Raw genomic sequence first — 14,917 nt, forward strand, 5'->3', positions numbered from 1 at the left:
ATTTCGGCCGTCCCGACGGGCGCGAAGCCCAGCGCCGCGTGGAAGGCGTCCGAGGCCGGGTTGGGCGGATCGGAATTGACCTCGCAGACGATCCGCGCGTGGCCGGCCGCGCGGGCCGCGGCGAAGAGATCGTTATAGAGCCGCCGCGCCAGGCCCCTGCCCCGCGCGGCGTCCGACACCACCACCCGATCGACATAGACGAAGCGCGGAAAACGCTCCCGGAACCACAGGAAGTTGACGCTGTCGTAGTCGGCGTCCTGGTCGAAGGCCAGCAGCAAGGCGTCGGCGACCCCCGCCCGCCGCGCCACGAAGGCTTCGGAGACCAGGCGGATCAGCCTTTCAGGCGCCAGCCAGGACAGCTCCACGGCGTGGTCGTTGTTGAGGGCCAGCAGCGCCTCGCCGTCCGGCCCCGCCAGATCCGCGACCGCCAGCGTCGCCGTCCGTTCGTCCATGTTCCTCTCCGTCGCCCGGAAACCTGTCGAAGGTTTAATCCAGCTTTCAGGCTTGTAACTTTCCCCGCGCGCCTCGCCGGCTCACGCTGTCCACAGGTTCGGCGACCGTCACAATAGTCGCATCCATGTCGGCTAACTCGACCGCCGGACCTTGAGATTCGCGTGGCCGCCCCCGGCCGCGCGCACGGGCTTCGGGTAGGAGCGGAAAGCGGCCTTTGCGATTTGAGCCATCGCGAGGGCCGTTCCCACCTGGAGTAGGGACGTGGCCCCTCCACGTCTCGAGAAGGGCCCCGGATCGTCGCCGGGGCCCTTCGTTCGTCAGGGTCAGGCGGTGACGTCGTCGGCGCCGTGCGACCACGTCTTCAGGACCGGCGACAGGGCCAGGAACAGCACGCCGATCGCGATGGCCGCCAGGCCGATCACCTTGAACACCATCAGCGACTGGGTCATGGCCGCGGCCGGGTCGAGCACCTGGCCGCCGATGGTCTCGGTCGAGGCGATCCCCGCGATCCAGCCGCCGAACAGATTGGCCATGGCCAGAGCCATGTACCAGACGGCCATCACGAACGAGACCACGTGGGCCGGCGACAGCTTGGTCATCTGCGACAGGCCGACGGGCGACATGCACATCTCGCCGGTGGTGTGCAGCATGTACATCAGCACCAGGAAGATCAGCGGCATCTTGAACGCCCCGTCGGCGAACTGGGCCCCGACGAGCAGTATCAGGAAGCCGGCGCCCACCTGGATCAGCGACAGGCCGAACTTGATCACCGGGTTCGGGTTGATCCGCCGCGCCGTCAGCACCGTCCAGAGCGCGGCGAAGACCGGGGCGAAGATCAGGATCCAGCCGGCGTTGATGGCCTGGGTCTGGGCGGCGTTGAAGGCCGTATTGACCCACAGCTTGCCCGCGGTCGAGATTCCGGCGGCGGTCAGCTGCTCGGGCGAGCCGAGCACCACCGCCCCGCCGAACCACTCGACCGGCTTGGACAGCAGCTTGAGATTGACGTTGGTGGCGGCGAACAGGTTCAGGGACGAGCCCGCCTGTTCGAACAGCGTCCAGAACACCACCGCGCCCAGCACCAGCACCGTGGCCAGCAGCAGGCGCTCGCGCTCGACCTTCTCGCACTTGGCGAAGGCCAGCCACAGGATGTAGCCCAGCGAGCCGAACATGCCGGCGATCAGGGCCACGCTGACGACGGGCGTATGCTGGACCAGCAGGAACACCGCCGCCACGGCCAGGCACGAGATTGCGTAGATCACCGTCTCGCGGGTGATCGGACCAGCGACCTTCTCCTTCAGCTTCTCCGGTTCGGGCGGCTCGCCGTGACCCAGCAGCCAGGGCTTGCCCAGCACGAAGATGACGTAGCCGGCCAGCATGCCCAGGCCCGCCGCGCCAAAGCCCGCCCACCAGCCGACATTGACGCCCAGCACGCCGCACAGGATGGCGGCCCAGAACGAGCCCAGGTTGATGCCGTAGTAGTAGAGGGTGAAGCCCGGATCGCGGCGCGGGTCCCCCTGGGGATAGAGCTGGCCGACCAGCGAGGCGGCGTTGGCCTTCATGAAGCCCACGCCGACGATGATCAGCGACAGGGCCAGCCAGAAGATGTTCAGGTACAGAGGATCGCGGCCCGTGACGTCCAGCTTGTACTGGCCCTTGGGCAGCACGGCGGGAAGACCGGCGTCGGCGGGCAGGCCCTTCACGGCGAAGTCGCCGGCCTCGGTGGCGGTGACGTCGTAGGGCTTGCCGGCCACGATCATCTTGGCCACGCGCGCGTCGCCGCGGCCTTGCGCCTGGAACTCGTAGACGTGGCCGCCATAGGTCAGGGTCTGGACGGCCGGCTTGCCCTCGACGGCCATGGCCAGATGGCCGGCGACCAGCAACAGGGCGCCGAACGCCACGGCCTTGCGGGTGCCCAGGTAGCGGTCGGCCAGGAAGCCGCCCAGCAGCGGCACGATATAGACCAGCGAAGTGTAGGAGCCGTAGTGGCCGCTGGCGACCTTCGAATCGAACAGGAAGTGCTGGGTCAGGTAGAAGATCAGCAGGCCCCGCATGCCGTAGTAGGAAAAGCGCTCCCACATCTCGGCCAGGAAGCAGATGATCAGGCCGCGCGGATGGCCCCTGAGCAGTTGAATGAGAACAGGAATCCCGGTCACGAGCGTGATCAGGACGCCCGCGGCGATGACGATGTTCATACGAAGGCCTTGCCCAAGCTTCTAAAGACGGGACGAGCCGCGCGGACCGACCCGCCGCATCCCCCGACGCGGTCCAGGTCAAATCGCCCTCGCGGACCCCAGGTGGCGGGGAGAAGATCACGCGGGCGGCCGTTTCACAAGCAACGGCTTGCCGGACGAGCGGCTTCGATGTCGCCGCGGGAAGCTTGGCCGCGCCCTCGCGCGTTGATGCTGCGAACCTTTCAATTCCGGGAGCCGAAAATGAAGATCCCCGACGAAAGCCACCCGATCTCGATCGAGCGCGCGTCCGGCGTGGTGCGCGTGCTGTTCGAAGGCCACGAGATCGCCGACAGCGACAACGTGCTGGTGCTGCGGGAGGCCAATTACCCGCCTGTCTACTATTTCCCGCGCGACGACGTGCGCATGGAGTTCCTCCGGCGGACCGACAAGGTGACCCACTGCCCCTATAAGGGCGACGCCTCGTACTTCACCATCTATCGCGACCGGCAGATCATCGAGAGCGCCGTCTGGTCGTACGAGGATCCCTACGCCGCCGTCGCCGCCATCAGCGGCCGCCTGGCCTTCTATCCCGAACACGTCGAGTTCCAGGTCGGCGACCTCAGCCCCGCCGAGACCGAGGCGAGGGACGTCGACGAGGTGGTTCTGCATACCGACAGCGGCTCGGGAAACAGCCAGGCCGCCAAGTGGCCGCCGAATGTCGACACGCCCGATCCGGACCGGGTCGAGCGCGACGTCGACCAGCTCTACACGGGCGTCGGCGCCATATAGTCGCAGCCAGCCGGGCTTAAGCCCGCGTTAACCGCTGGGAGCGTGACCCTATGGTCTAGCTCCCGTCAGAGGGGCGCGGAGGAAACCATGGCCTTTGTCTCGTACGATCGGGCGGCCGCCGTTCACGCAACGACGCAACGTTCTCGCCTCGCCTGGGGCCGGCTGTTCGCCTTGGCGTTCGCGGTCGGCTCGTGGGCGACGATCTTCGCCGCCGCACGGGCGATCTTCTAGAGTTCCGTCAGTAGGCGCAGTCGGTGAACACCCGGCTGATATCGCCCTTCCACTCGCCCTCGTAGAGGGCCAGCAGGCGCTCGGCCGGGGTGATCCCGCTGTCGGCGATCTGCTCCAGCTCGCCCAGATAGATGGTCTCGTCCAGGAAGCCGCCATTCAGCCGGGCGCGGTTCTTCAGGCCGGACTTGGCGATGGTCACGAAGTCCTTGGCCACGTCCTGGACCGTGCGGCCGGCGACCTTGGCCTTGAGGCCCAGCTTCGGCACGTCGCGGCGCAGGCCCTCGCGATCCTCGATCGTCCAGTGCTTGCAGAGGTCCCAGGCCGCGGCCAGGGCCGCGTCGTCGTAGAAGACGCCGGTCCACAGGGCCGGTAGGGCGCAGAGGCGGCTCCAGGGCCCGGCGTCGGCGCCGCGCATCTCCAGATAGGTCTTCAGCCGCACTTCGGGGAAGGCCGTGGTCGTGTGGTCGGCCCAGTCCTTCATGGTGGCGATCTCGCCCGGCAGCTCGGGCAGCTTGCCCTCGATGAAGTCGCGGAAGGACCGGCCGGCGACGTCGATGTACCTGTCGCCGCGCTTGACGAAGTACATCGGCACATCCAGCGCGTAGCGGGCGTAACGCTCGAAATCGAAGCCGTCCTTGAACACGAAATCGAGCAGGCCCGTGCGATTGGGATCGGTGTCGGTCCAGACGTTGGCGCGGGCCGACAGGAAGCCGTTCGGCTTGCCTTCGGTGAACGGAGAATTGGCGAACAGGGCCGTGGCGATCGGCTGCAGGGCCAGGCTCATGCGGAACTTGGCGGCCATGTCGGCTTCGCTGGAGAAGTCGAGATTGGCCTGCACCGTGCAGGTGCGCAGCATCATGTCGAGGCCCAGCTTGCCGACCTTGGGCATGTAGTTGCGCATGATCACGTACCGGCCCTTGGGCATCACCGGCACCTCCTCGCGCTTCCACAGCGGCGAGAAGCCCAGACCCATGAAGCCCAGGCCCAGCTCGTCGGCGACGGTCTTGACCTCGTCCAGGTGCTGGCCGGTCTCGTCGCAGATGTCGTGCATGGTCGCCAAGGGCGCGCCCGACAGCTCGAACTGGCCGCCCGGCTCCAGGCTGACATTGGCGCCGTTGCGCTCCAGGCCGATGATCGTCGGACCTTCCATGACCGGCTTCCAGCCGAAGCGCTGCAGGCCGACCAGCAGGGCGTGGACGCCCTTTTCGCCCTCGTAGGGCACGGGTTGGTGCGAGCCCAGGTAGAAGCCGAACTTCTCGTGCTCGGCCCCCACGCGGAAGGCCTCCTTGGGCTTGCTGCCCTGGGCGAAATATTCGGTCAGATCGGCGAGCGTCAGCGGACGCTCTTGGACGCTAGCGGTGTCGGCCATGCAAGCCGTCCCTCCCCAGGGGTTGCGATGCTGAGGGAGGAGAGGGCCCATTCTCTCCGCCGCCGGCGATACTACTCGGTCACGCCCAGTTGGGCGTTTTCTTTGCGAACCTCAAGGGGCAGCCTTGAGCATAAATGATCTTCGGCGCGCTAACGCCAGTCCCCAGCCGCCGCCTGCCACAGGGTCATGGCCGAGATCGCGGCCGTGTCGGCGCGCAGGATGCGGGGGCCAAGCGACACCGGCGTGACGAACGAAAGCCCCCGCAGGCGCTCGCGTTCCTCCGGAGCAAAGCCGCCCTCGGGACCGATCAGGATCGCGGCCGGCGCGCCGGTTCCGGCCAGCGCCTCGATCGCGGGCCGAGCGTCGCCGCCCTCGTCGCAGAACACCAGGCGCCGGGCGGGATCCCAGCCATCCAGAATCTTGTCCAGCTTCTCGGGGTCCAGAATCTCCGGCACGTCCAGGCGGCCGGTCTGTTCGGCGGCCTCCATGGCGATGGCGTCCAGCCGCCCCAGCTTGACGAAGTCGACATTCGTCCTGCGGGTCACGGTCAGCCGCACCCTGCGCGCGCCCAGCTCGGCGGCCTTCTCGACGATGGTCTCCACCCGCCCGCGCTTGACCATGGCGACGATCAGATCAAGGTCCGGCCCGCTCGCCATCGGTCGGGTCTGGGCCTCGGCCTTCAGCAGGCAGCCGCGCTTGGTCGCCTCGACGATGGTCGCGCGCCACTCGCCGTCGCGGCCGTTGAACAGCAGCAGTTCGTCGCCGACCGACAGGCGCATGACCGAGGTCAGGTAGCGCGACTGATCGACGGTGGGCGCGACGCCGGCGCCGGCGGAGAGATCGTTGGGAACGAAGAGGCGGATCATTTCGTCCTTCTAGCGCAACTCTGGTTTCCGGGGGTAGGCTGACCGAATGAGCAAGTCCGACGACTATGAGAACGAACTCGCCCAGCTGCAGCTGGCCCTGATCGACATGCAGAAGAAGGCGATCAAGGAGGGTTGGAAGATCCTGGCCGTCTTCGAGGGCCGCGACGCCGCCGGTAAGGACGGCGCCATCACCCGGATCGTCGAGCACCTGTCCAAGCGCGCCACCACCGTCGTGGCCCTGCCCAAGCCCACCGACCGCGAGCGCAGCGAATGGTACTTCCAGCGCTATGTCGAATATCTGCCGGCCTGCGGCGAGGCGGTGCTGTTCAACCGCTCCTGGTACAACCGCGCCGGGGTCGAGCGGGTGATGGCCTTTTCGACGCCCGAGCAGCAGGAGCAGTTCCTGCGCGACGTGCCGGCCTTCGAGCGGATGCTGGTCGAGAACGACACGCGCTACGTCAAATTCTGGCTCGACATCAGCCGCGAGGAGCAGGCCAAGCGCCTGAAGGCCCGTCGCGAGGATCCCTTGAAGGCGTTCAAGACCAGCGACCTCGACAAGGTCGCCGAGGAGAAGTGGGACGACTACACCAAGGCCCGCGACGAGATGCTGATGCGCACCCACAGCGACGTCGCGCCCTGGATTTGCGTCCGCGCCGACCACAAGAAGGCCGCCCGGCTCAACGTCATCCGCTGGCTGCTGCACGCCGCGGGCGACAAGAAGATCGCCAAGGTCGTGGCCAAGCCCGATCCGGAGGTCATCTTCTCGTTCGAGCCCAGCGCCCTGGAGGACGGGCGGCTGGCGCGCTAGCGCGAAAAGTTTCAGCGCCGACGTCACATCGGCCCGGTGCGCTTCGTCTCATCCTCGACGCCTGTAGGCGCAGAGAGGAGAGACGAAGATGACTCGCTTGAATTGGTCCGAGGTCGCCCCCGAAGGTGCGAAAGCGCTGTTCGGGGTCCACCACTACGTCACCACGGCCGGCAGCCTGCCGGCGGAGCTGATCCACCTGGTGTTCCTGCGGGTCTCGCAGATCAACGGCTGCGCCCACTGCATCGACCTGCACAGCCGCGACCTGCTCAAGACCATGTCCGTCGACAAGCTCGTGCTGGTCCCGGTGTGGGACGAGGTTCCGCACCTCTTCTCGGACCAGGAGCGCGCCGCCCTGGCCTGGGCCGAGGAAGTGACCCGCGTCAGCGAGACCCACGCCTCGGACGAGGCCTATGCGGCCGCCGCCGCGGCTTTCACGCCGAAGGCCTTGGTGGATCTCACCATTACGATCGCAGCGATGAACGCCTTCAACCGTCTGGGCGCGCCGTTCCGCCTGCCGGTCGCCGCAAAGGCCTAGCCGCCGCCGGGATGCGCCGCGCTTGGCGGTGCGTCCCGCCGACCTCGTCGCGCCGCGCGCTTGGCGGCGATCTCCAGGTTCTGGGCGATGCGGTGGCGGACGATGTCGGCGACGAGGTCCGGCGGCAAGGGCGCGTCGGGCTGGAAGCGGATCGTGCCTTTGGCGGTCTCGAAGCCCTTCAGCCGATCGGCGAACGCGTCGATGACCGCCCCGGGATAGAAGGCGCAGTGTTTCGCCGCCGCGCCGAAATGCACCAGATTGCCGTTCAGCCGAAAGGTCGGCAGGCCATAGCGGATCGCCTCCTCCGCCTGGGGCGCGAGCGTGCGGATCTGGCCACGCAGGCGCTCCAGCGCTTGGCGTTGGTCGGGCGGCAGCTTGGCCAGATAGGCGTCGATCGAGGCGGCGGACGGCTTCATCATCGGTCGGATCTCCAGCGCGGTCCTTGGGTCGCGAATCAAGGACGTCTGGAAGCCCCCGCTTCCGACATCGCCCGCGCGCGACTTCACAAGCCGCGTCTGGCGTGGTGGTTTGGCCGCCAGATTGAGGAGCCTTCCCGCCAATGGACGCCACAGACGCGACGGACGCCAGGACGGCCCGGACCACCGCCCTGACCCGGCTGGCGATCGGCCTGGCGCAGGGGATCGTGCTGTTCCTGCTGCAGAAGGTCGACGAGGCCAAGACCTGGCCGGCGACGCAGCCGATGCTCTATGCGCCGCTGCTGGTCTGCGCCCTGATGGTTCCCCTGATCCCGCTGGCCGCGCTTTCGGCCATACGGCGAAACGCCCTGATCGCCTGGAGCGCGGTGGCGGCGGCCTTGGCCGCGATCATGGCCATCCACGCGGCCTGGGCCGGGGCCCAGCCCGACCGACTGGGCGCGGGCCCTCTGTCGCCGCCGGTGTTCATCGCCGTGGCGGCCCTGCTGTTCATCGCCCACCACCTGGTCCAGCCGGCCGAGGCGGCGGGCAAGCCCGTCGCGCCCTATGCCGATTATTTCGACCTGGTCGGGACCAACGTCGTCCGCCTGTTCCTGTCGCTGGCCTTCACCGGCGCCTTCTGGCTGCTGCTGTTTCTGGCCGCGGCCCTCTTCAAGCTGATCGGCATCCAGGCCATCCAGAAGCTGATCGGCGAGACCGCCTTCGCCTTCCCGGCCACCGGCCTGATGTTCGCCGCCGCCGTCCACATGGCCGTCCAGCTAACCGAGGCGCGGGCGGGGCTGGTGCGCGGCGTGCGGACCGTGGGCCTGGTGCTGCTGGCCTGGCTGTTGCCGCTGATGGTGGTGATCGCCGGCGGCTTCCTGGCCAGCCTGCCCTTCACGGGCCTGGCGCCGCTGTGGAGCACCAAGGCCGCGGCGTCCCTGCTGCTGTCGGCGGCGGCCGCCCTGATCATCCTGATCAACGCCGCCTATCAGGACGGCCTCGAGCCGCCCAACCCGATCCTGCGCTGGGCGGCGCGCGCCGCCAGCCTGCTGCTGATTCCGATCGTGACCCTGACGGCCTACGCCCTGTGGCTGCGGATCCACCAGTACGGGCTGACGCCCGACCGGGTGCTGGCCACGACCTATCTGATCGTCGCCGTGGGCTTCACGATCGGCTACACGCTCGCCGCCACCCGGCCCGGCGCCTGGATGAAACCGCTGGAGCCGACCAACCTGATCATGGCCGCCGTCTCGGTGGGTCTGCTGATCGCCCTCTTCACGCCCATCGCCGACCCGGCGCGTCTGTCGGTGGGAAGCCAGGTCGAGCGGCTGGAGTCGGGCAAGGTCCCGGCCGAGAAGTTCGACTTCCGCTTCCTGCGTTTCGACAGTGGTCGCTATGGCCGCGAGGCGCTGGAAGGGCTGAAGGCTAACCCGAACCCACTCGTCGCGCGGCGCGCCCGCGAGGTGAAGGTCGAGGCGTTCCGCCCCCTCCCGCCGATCCGGCCGAACGACAAGCCCGACTATTCGACGATCACCGTCTACCCAAAGGGCTCGAAACTGCCGGAGACGTTCCTGAACCAGGATGCGAACCTCCCGGCGCGGGGACGATGCGACGGTTCCGGCGTCGGGTGCTACGCGGTGCTGATCGATGTGGACGCCGACGGCGCGAATGAGGTCCTGCTGGGATCGGGCGGCGTCCTGGATGTCTACAAGCTCTCCGCCGACGGCTGGCGCCGCGTGGCCCGCACCACCTCCTACTGCTGGGTCGGCGATCTCCAGTCGAACCTCAAGGCCGGCGCCGCGCGAATGGGTCCGCCGGAGCCCCGGCGCGACCTCATCATCGGCGGGCACGCCCTGGCGCTAACGCCGGTTCAGGAGGGTTGCCCGCATCGCCCCGGCGCTCCGGCCGCGCCCGATCCGGACGTCCCTGAGCTTAGCCCACCCCCGCGCTGATCGCGTTCAGCCGCGCATAGACCCCGCCCTTGGCGGTCAGCTCGGCGTGGCGGCCTTCCTCGACCACGCGGCCCTTGTCGAAGACCAGGATGCGGTCGGCGCCGCGCACGGTCGACAGGCGGTGGGCGATGACGATCGTGGTGCGCCCCTCCATCAGCGCCTCGGCGGCGGCCTGGACCTGGCCCTCCGTCTCGACGTCCAGCGACGAGGTCGCCTCGTCCAGGACAAGGATCGGGGCGTCGGCCAGGAAGGCGCGGGCGATGGCCACGCGCTGGCGCTCGCCGCCCGACAGCTTGACGCCCCGCTCGCCGACCAGGGTGTCGTAGCCGTTGGGCAGGCGCAGGATGAAGTCATGGGCGCGCGCCTTCTTCGCGGCGGCCTCGACCTCCTCGCGCGTGGCGCCGGGCTTGGCGTAGGCGATGTTCTCGAAGAGGGACCTGTGGAACAGGGCGGGATCCTGCGGCACCACGGCGATGGCGCGGCGCAGGGAGGTTTGGGTCACCTTCGAGACGTCCTGGCCGTCGATGACGATCGCGCCGTCCTGCAGGTCGTGCAGGCGCTGGACCAGCTTGACGAAGGTCGACTTGCCCGAGCCCGTCGGACCGACCAGGGCCACGCGTTCGCCGGGCGCGATCTTCAGCGAGAAGTGGTCGTAAAGCGGCGCGCCGGCCGCCTTGTAGCGGAAGGTCACGCTTCGGAATTCGATCGCGCCGGGTCCGGGTTGGAAATCGGGCGCGCCGGGGGCGTCGGCGATCTGCGGCGAAAGACGGGTCCAGGCCGCCACGTCCTCGGTGTCGTCGATGCCCTTCTGCAGCATGCGGATGTTCTCGCCCAGGTTCCGCAGATAGCCGCTCATCAGCATGAAGGCGGTGATGGCGAAGGCGACGTCGCCGGGCGAGGCCGTGCCCTTGGCCCATCCCCAGACCATCGCGCCGGTCAGGCCGGCTTGCAGCACGACGAGCAACAGGTTCTGGCCCAGCCACACGTCGGTGAAACGGCTCCAGGTCACCATCACCGCGTCGCGCCAGGCGGCGGTCACCTGCGCCAGACGCTGGGCCTCGCGGGCCTCGGCGCCGAAGCTCTTGACGGTCGGGTTGGACGTCACCGCATCGGCCAGGGCTCCGCCGATCTGGGAGTCCAGCGCGTTGGAGCGCAGGTTGCTGGGCCGCACGTAGCGCTCGGTGATCCATAGATTCACCGACAGATAGGCCACGACGACGACCAGGGAGATGGTCCCGGCCAGCGGCTGGCGGATCAGCATGGCGATCGACAGGCCGACCAGCACGATGATCCCCGGTCCCAGCCAGATGGTCACCGCGTCGGTGACGCTGTCATAGCCCCACATGGCCCGGGTCAGCTTGCGCACGGTGGCGCCCGCGAAGCTGTCGGCGTGCCAGTCCGACGAGAAGGCCTGCACCTTGGCGAAGCCCTCGTTGGTCATCTCCTCCATGTTCCGGGCCGCCAGAGGAATCCAGAACCTGTGGGCGATGTTGCGCACCACGGCGAAGGCGAAATAGACGCCGACGAAGACGGCCAGGGCCGACCAGGCGCCGGCGTCGCCACGCGGCTTGCTGGCCACGGTGTCGACCAGGTGTCCCGAGGCGTAGGGCAGGGCCAGGTCGAAGGCGACCGCCACCAGGGTCAATCCGACGCCGAAGCCGAACAGCACGGGCCGGCGCTTCCAGAAGCGGGCGACGAAGCCCAGCACCTCCCGGTTCGACAGCGCGCGCTTGCGGGCGCCGATTTCGTCTTGATCCTCAGGGACGTCGGTCATGGCGAGGGCTACATAGGCCCTCGCGGCGATCAGCGGGAGGGGCGTTTTCGCTCGCCGAACGGCCGCCAGCGCAGGAAGCCGCGGATCGCCGGGCCGACGACGGGCGTGCGCAGCAGCGGCCGCACGGCGTGCGGACGGGTCTTCAGGAAGCAGACCACCGCGCCGATCCAGAACACCGTGGTCGGCAGGCCCGGCGTGACGACGCCGACCGCGCCGGTGGCGACCAGCACCCCGCCCAGGCCGTCCAGCGCCCAGCGCTCGGCGCGGGTAAGGCGACGACGGCGCGATTTTCGATCCGGGGCGGCGGGAGCCATGCGGCGATCCTCGCGCCCGGCGATCCCGCTGTCGAGAGGATTGAGAGCCGCTCGCAACATCGCGAACCCTTAAGCGTGGCGCAGGCGCAAGGTCGAGACGCCGCGGCTTTTGGCGAGGCCCCGCCGGATGCGAGACCCGAACTTGGTCGCCGAGGTCAGGCGGGCGACCATGCGCTTGTCGCCGGCTCGCGCGAACAGCCGCGCCGCGGCGGTCCACAGGGCGGTGGTGACCGGGTGCGGCAGCGCGACACCGGCCGCGCCGCCGGCCAGCAGCAGGCTCCATCCCGATATGCGCAGAGCGGCGGTGGTCATGGCGGATACTCCTTGAACGATGGCCGGGAGGACCATGGGGACCGCCCCTCCCGGCCGACGTGCTATTCGGCGGCGATGGCGTCGAACGAGACGCCGACGCGCTGGGCCACGCCGGCGGCGTAGGCCGGATCGGCGCGGTGGAAGTGGACCAGCTGGCGCTTGATGATCGCCTCGGGCACGCCCCGCATGGCCGCGGCGATGTTGTCGAACAGCTGGCGTTGCTGGTCGGGGCTCATCAGGCGGAACAGGGCGCCGGGCTGGCTGTAGTCGTCATTGCCCGCGCGGTGATCGAACCGGTCGGCGTCGCCGTGGATCGGCAGCGGCGGCTCGGCCACGGACGGATCCTCGACCGGCCCGCCGAAGCTGTTGGGCTCGTACCAGGCGTCGGTGCGCGGCGGACTGTCGAACCGCATGGCGCCGTCGGCGTGGTAGTGGTTCACCGGGCAGCGCGGGCGGTTGACCGGCAAGGCCTCGTAGTGCGTGCCGATCCGATAGCGGTGCGCGTCGGCATAGGCGAAGATCCGCGCCTGCAGCACCTTGTCAGGCGAGAAGCCGATCCCCGGCACGATGTTCGACGGCGAGAACGAACTCTGCTCGACCTCGGCGAAGTAGTTGTCCGGATTGCGGTTCAGCTCCAGCACCCCAACCTCGATCAGGGGGAATTCGGCATGCGGCCAGACCTTGGTCAGGTCGAACGGGTTGTAGGACGTCCGCTCGGCCTGCGCCTCCGTCATGATCTGCACGCAGAAGGTCCAGCGCGGATGGTCGCCGCGCTCGATCGCCTCGAACAGGTCGCGCTGAGCGCTCTCGCGGTCCTCGGCGATGACCGCGGCGCCCTCGGCGTTGGTCCAGTTCCTGATCCCCTGCTGGGACTTGAAGTGGAACTTCACCCAGACGCGCTCATTGGCCGCGTTGATGAAGCTGTAGGCGTGGCTGCCGAAGCCGTGCATGAACCGGAAGCCCTGGGGCAAGCCCCGGTCGCTGAACAGGGTGGTCACCTGGTGCAGGCTCTCGGGGGAGAGGCTCCAGAAGTCCCACATCGCCGTGGGCGAGCGCAGGTTGGTCACCGGGTGACGCTTCTGGGTGCGGATGAAGTCAGGGAACTTCAGCGGGTCGCGGATGAAGAACACCGGGGTGTTGTTGCCCACCAGGTCCCAGTTGCCCTCCTCGCTATAGACCTTCAGGGCGAAGCCGCGCACGTCGCGCTCGGCGTCGGCCGCGCCGCGCTCGCCGGCCACGGTGGAGAAGCGCAGCAGCACCTCGCTCGTGGCGCCCGGCTGCAAGGCCTTGGCCTTGGTCCAGCGGCTGATGTCGTGAGTGATCGTCAGGGTCCCGTAGGCGGCCGAGCCCTTGGCGTGGACGACCCGCTCGGGGATGCGCTCGCGGTTCTGGTGAGCCAGCTTTTCCAGCAGCTGGTAGTCCTGCATCAGCAGTGGGCCGCGCGGGCCGGCGCTGATCGAGTTCTGGTTGTCCGCGATCGGCGCGCCGGCCGTCGTCGTCATGGTCGTCTTGGTCATGGCTGCCTCCGCAGGATCTGGTGAGGTGAACCTGAGCCCTTGACGATCATAAATCCAATTGATCGTTTTTCTCGGCGAGATCGAAAATACCTATCAACCGCCGCGCCATGGCCCTCGCCCCTTTCCGTGGCCGAGGTTTGCGGGTTAAGCCTCGCCCATGCCCGCGCCCTCCACCGCCATCCTGCCCGACGCCATGGCGACCAACTGGGTCGACCGCCACGCGCCAGAACGCCTGCGTCCATGGCTGAAGCTTGGCCGCTTCGACCGGCCGGCGGGGATCTGGCTGCTGATGCTGCCCGGCTGGCAGGGGATCGCCCTGGCCGCCGCCGAGCAGGGCCGCTGGCCCAATCCCCTGCTGCTGGCCGCCGTCTTCGTCGGCGCGGCGCTGATGCGGGCGGCGGGCTGCGCCTTCAACGACATCGTCGATCGCGACTTCGACGCCCAGGTGGCCCGCACGGCCCTGCGCCCGATCCCGGCCGGCCAGATCACCGTCAAGCAGGCCTGGCTGTTCCTGGTCGGCTGCAGCCTGGTCAGCTTCGCGATCCTGGTCTGCCTGGGCTGGACGGCGATCCTGCTGGGGGTGCTGTCGCTGGGGCTGGTGGCGGCCTATCCGTTCATGAAGCGGATCACCTGGTGGCCGCAGGCCTGGCTGGGCCTGACCTTCAACTGGGGCGCCCTCTTGGGCTACGCCGCCGCTGTCGGTCATCTGTCATGGTCGGCCGCCCTGCTCTACGCCTCGGGGATCTTCTGGACCCTGGGCTACGACACGATCTACGCGATCCAGGATATCGAGGACGACGCCCTGGCCGGCATCAAGTCCTCGACCCGGCGCCTGGGCCAGCGCGTTCGGATCGGCGTGGTGGCCTTCTACGCGGTCTCGGTCTGCCTGGTGGTCGCGGCCGGCTGGGTCGGGGGCGTCGGCCCGCTGTTCCTGCCCTTCGCCGGCGCCTTCGCCGTGCACCTGTCGCGCCAGGCCGCCGCCGTGCGGCTGGACGACGGCCCCGGCGCGTTGAAGCTCTTCAAGTCCAACGCCATCGCCGGCCTGATCATCTTCGCGGGCCTGGTCGCGGGCCTGTGGACGCCGGGCGTACGGTTCTAGAGGTCCGACATTCGTTCGCCCCACCCTTGACCGCTTACGACCCATGTCGGGAGCCGTGGACGGTCTGCTTTCAGGCCGTAAATCCATCGACCGCCGACCGCTGATCCAGGCCTTCGGTGAAGCTACCCGCCGCTCGTCGGTCCGCCTTGCCGACGTACGAAGTCGATGAACGCCTTGAACGCGGCGGTCGGATTGCGCCGGCTCGGATAGTAGAGGCTCAAGGGCGGCAGCGCCGGTGTCCAGTCGTCCAGCACGGAGACGAGGCGGCCGGCCTCGATATCGTCTCGCACATCGGACTCCATCGCCAGGAT

The 14,917-nt window shown here is 68.6% G+C and carries 16 protein-coding genes; 6 read left to right on the forward strand and 10 right to left on the reverse strand.

What is annotated here, in order from left to right; all coding sequences use genetic code 11:
• The coding region (locus VJ655_RS19940) for a GNAT family N-acetyltransferase (protein ID WP_324114160.1) at nt 1–452 on the reverse strand (452 nt) is incomplete at its 3' end.
• 324 nt (nt 453–776) lie between these two features.
• Entirely contained in the window at nt 777–2,645 is a 1,869-nt protein-coding gene (locus VJ655_RS19945; protein WP_324114162.1) for an oligopeptide:H+ symporter, read from the reverse strand.
• Between the two features lie 240 nt (nt 2,646–2,885).
• Here VJ655_RS19945 and VJ655_RS19950 point away from each other — a divergent pair, with 240 nt between their 5' ends.
• Nucleotides 2,886–3,413 (forward strand): DUF427 domain-containing protein, encoded by a 528-nt coding sequence (locus VJ655_RS19950; protein ID WP_324114164.1) that lies wholly within the window; start codon nt 2,886–2,888, stop codon nt 3,411–3,413.
• Nucleotides 3,414–3,500: 87 nt separating this feature from the next.
• Complete coding sequence (locus VJ655_RS19955) at nt 3,501–3,644, forward strand: hypothetical protein (protein ID WP_324114166.1); 144 nt, start codon at nt 3,501–3,503, stop codon at nt 3,642–3,644.
• 7 nt (nt 3,645–3,651) lie between these two features.
• Here the strand turns inward: VJ655_RS19955 and VJ655_RS19960 are convergent, their stop codons facing one another.
• The gene (locus VJ655_RS19960; RefSeq protein ID WP_324114168.1) at nt 3,652–5,013 is read right to left on the reverse strand and encodes a glutamate--cysteine ligase; all 1,362 of its coding nucleotides are present in this window, start codon (nt 5,011–5,013) and stop codon (nt 3,652–3,654) included.
• Between the two features lie 149 nt (nt 5,014–5,162).
• Nucleotides 5,163–5,879 (reverse strand): 16S rRNA (uracil(1498)-N(3))-methyltransferase, encoded by a 717-nt coding sequence (locus tag VJ655_RS19965; protein WP_324114170.1) that lies wholly within the window; start codon nt 5,877–5,879, stop codon nt 5,163–5,165.
• A 46-nt stretch (nt 5,880–5,925) separates the two neighbouring features.
• On the opposite strand from VJ655_RS19965, the gene ppk2 reads away from it, so the two are divergent.
• Nucleotides 5,926–6,687 (forward strand): polyphosphate kinase 2, encoded by a 762-nt coding sequence (gene ppk2, locus VJ655_RS19970; RefSeq protein WP_324114172.1) that lies wholly within the window; start codon nt 5,926–5,928, stop codon nt 6,685–6,687.
• A gap of 88 nt (nt 6,688–6,775) precedes the next feature.
• Nucleotides 6,776–7,222: a carboxymuconolactone decarboxylase family protein gene (locus VJ655_RS19975; RefSeq protein WP_324114174.1), complete on the forward strand. Its 447-nt coding sequence runs from the start codon at nt 6,776–6,778 to the stop codon at nt 7,220–7,222.
• Here the strand turns inward: VJ655_RS19975 and VJ655_RS19980 are convergent.
• Complete coding sequence (locus tag VJ655_RS19980) at nt 7,219–7,641, reverse strand: iron chaperone (protein ID WP_324114176.1); 423 nt, start codon at nt 7,639–7,641, stop codon at nt 7,219–7,221. The two genes, VJ655_RS19975 and VJ655_RS19980, sit on opposite strands and share 4 nt — an antisense overlap.
• Nucleotides 7,642–7,781: 140 nt before the next feature.
• Here VJ655_RS19980 and VJ655_RS19985 point away from each other — a divergent pair, with 140 nt between their 5' ends.
• Nucleotides 7,782–9,590, forward strand: a complete 1,809-nt coding sequence (locus VJ655_RS19985) for a DUF4153 domain-containing protein (protein ID WP_324114178.1) — start codon at nt 7,782–7,784, stop codon at nt 9,588–9,590.
• Here the strand turns inward: VJ655_RS19985 and VJ655_RS19990 are convergent.
• From VJ655_RS19990 to VJ655_RS20005, 4 genes are all read right to left on the reverse strand, one after another.
• Nucleotides 9,571–11,364, reverse strand: a complete 1,794-nt coding sequence (locus VJ655_RS19990; RefSeq protein ID WP_324114180.1) for an ABC transporter ATP-binding protein — start codon at nt 11,362–11,364, stop codon at nt 9,571–9,573. The two genes, VJ655_RS19985 and VJ655_RS19990, sit on opposite strands and share 20 nt — an antisense overlap.
• Nucleotides 11,365–11,393: 29 nt before the next feature.
• A complete protein-coding gene (locus VJ655_RS19995) occupies nt 11,394–11,678 on the reverse strand; it encodes a DUF454 family protein (RefSeq protein WP_324114182.1) in 285 nt (94 codons plus the stop codon).
• A gap of 69 nt (nt 11,679–11,747) precedes the next feature.
• Nucleotides 11,748–11,990, reverse strand: a complete 243-nt coding sequence (locus VJ655_RS20000; RefSeq protein ID WP_324114184.1) for a hypothetical protein — start codon at nt 11,988–11,990, stop codon at nt 11,748–11,750.
• A 62-nt stretch (nt 11,991–12,052) separates the two neighbouring features.
• The gene (locus tag VJ655_RS20005) at nt 12,053–13,507 is read right to left on the reverse strand and encodes a catalase (protein WP_324114185.1); all 1,455 of its coding nucleotides are present in this window, start codon (nt 13,505–13,507) and stop codon (nt 12,053–12,055) included.
• A 157-nt stretch (nt 13,508–13,664) separates the two neighbouring features.
• Here VJ655_RS20005 and ubiA point away from each other — a divergent pair, with 157 nt between their 5' ends.
• Nucleotides 13,665–14,606: a 4-hydroxybenzoate octaprenyltransferase gene (ubiA, locus tag VJ655_RS20010; protein ID WP_324114187.1), complete on the forward strand. Its 942-nt coding sequence runs from the start codon at nt 13,665–13,667 to the stop codon at nt 14,604–14,606.
• 122 nt (nt 14,607–14,728) lie between these two features.
• On the opposite strand, the gene VJ655_RS20015 is transcribed toward ubiA, so the two are convergent.
• Nucleotides 14,729–14,917 (reverse strand): LysR substrate-binding domain-containing protein (locus tag VJ655_RS20015; protein WP_324114189.1); only part of this gene is annotated, 189 nt, incomplete at its 5' end.

The sequence above is a fragment of the Caulobacter sp. genome (assembly GCF_035254145.1).
Taxonomy (GTDB): Bacteria; Pseudomonadota; Alphaproteobacteria; order Caulobacterales; family Caulobacteraceae; genus Caulobacter.